Raw genomic sequence first — 1,724 nt, 5'->3', positions numbered from 1 at the left:
GTCAACGACGTCGGCAGCAGCTTTGCCGGCAGCCTGAGCGGTGCCGGTAACCTGGACAAGGTGGGCAACGGCACCGTGCAGCTCACCGGTGCCAGCGCACTGGGCGGCACCACGCAGATCTCCGGCGGCACGCTGGATGTGGACGGCACGCTCGCCAGTATCGGCGGGGTCAACGTGGGCACCGGCGGCACGCTGAGCGGCAGCGGCGTGGTCGATGCGGCTGTCACCGTCAACGACGGTGGTCGGCTGGTGGTGACCAGTGGTGCAGTGTTGACCACCGGCAGCTTGAACATGGCCCCCAACGCCACCCTGGATGCGTTGCTGGGCACGCCCAGCCAGACCGGTGTGCTGGCGGTCAACGGCGACCTGACCCTGGATGGCACGCTCAACATCACCGACATCGGCGGCTTCGGCACGGGTGTGTATCGCCTGATCGATTACGTCGGCGCGCTGACCAACAATGGGCTGGATATCGGCACGCTGCCCGGCACCATCGACCCGACCCAGCTGACGCTGCAGACCGCACTCGCCCAGCAGGTCAACGTGGTGGTGCTGTCGCCTGGCAGCAATGTGCAGTTCTGGGATGGCGCGCAGACCGTGGCCAACGGCAGCGTCGATGGGGGAACCGCCGCATGGACCGCGGGCGGCACCAACTGGACCTCGATCGACGGCCTCACCAACAGCTCCTGGCAGAACAGCTTTGCAGTGTTCGCCGGCAGCGCCGGCACGGTGGGCGTGCAGGGCACCCAGGGCATCACCGGCATGCAGTTCATCACCGATGGCTATGTGCTCGGCGATGGCGGAGCAGGCGCGCTGAGCGCCAATGCCGCCACCACCATCATTCGGGTGGACCCCGGTGTCACCGGCACGATCGATGTCGCCATCGGCGGCACCGGCGCGCTCCAGAAACTCGACACCGGCACCCTGGTCCTGGATGCAGCCAACAGCTACACCGGCGGCACCGCGCTCGGCGGCGGCACGCTGGTGCTGGGCGATGCGCAGTCACTGGGCACTGGCACATTGACGGCTGCGGCCGGCACCAACCTCGATAGCAACCAGGCATTGGCGGTAGACAATGCAGTGGTGCTCGACGGCGCGGTCAATATGCTCGGCAGCAACGACCTGGCATTGTCCGGGTCGATCAGCGGCGCGGGCAGCCTGATCAAGAGTGGCACCAGCACGCTCACGCTCGATGGCGCCAACAGCTACGCCGGTGGCACGGTGTTGAACGCCGGCACGCTGGCAGTTGGCAGCAACACGGCGTTGAGCGGTGGCAGCCTGTCGGTGCTGGGCAATGCCAGCTTGAGCAACGCGATCGCCCTGGCGTTGGGCAACAGCATCAACCTGGGTGCGGACCTGAGCATTGCCAATGCAGCCGATCTGGCATTGACCGGCACGCTCAGCGGCACCGGTGCGTTGACCAAGACCGGCCTGGGCACGTTGACCCTGTCCGGCGCCAACAGCTTCAGCGGTCCGGTGGCCGTGCAGGCCGGCGTGCTCGCCACGTCCGCTGCCGGCGGTCTGGGCACCACCAGCGCGGTGGATGTGGCGGCAGGCGCCGGATTGTCGCTGGGCGGCAATGCCGCGCTGGGCGCGGTGACCGGGCAGGGCAACGTCGCCATCCTCGGCGGCACCACCTTGCAACTCGGTGTCAACGACGTCGGCAGCAGCTTTGCCGGCAGCCTGAGCGGTGCCGGTAACCTGGACAAGGTGGGCAACGGCAC

Annotated in this window: 1 protein-coding gene; it reads left to right on the top strand. The window is 67.9% G+C overall.

Translation table 11 applies throughout. The annotated features are described in order from the left end of the window. A partial coding sequence (locus XnspCFBP7698_RS21185; RefSeq protein ID WP_199680273.1) for an autotransporter-associated beta strand repeat-containing protein occupies positions 1 to 1,724 on the top strand: 1,724 nt, incomplete at both ends.

It is taken from the genome of Xanthomonas sp. CFBP 7698, assembly GCF_003600855.1.
GTDB lineage: Bacteria > Pseudomonadota > Gammaproteobacteria > Xanthomonadales > Xanthomonadaceae > Xanthomonas > Xanthomonas cannabis.
The sequence above is the reverse complement of the archived record's forward strand: the minus strand, read 5'-3'. Positions and strand labels throughout refer to the sequence as shown.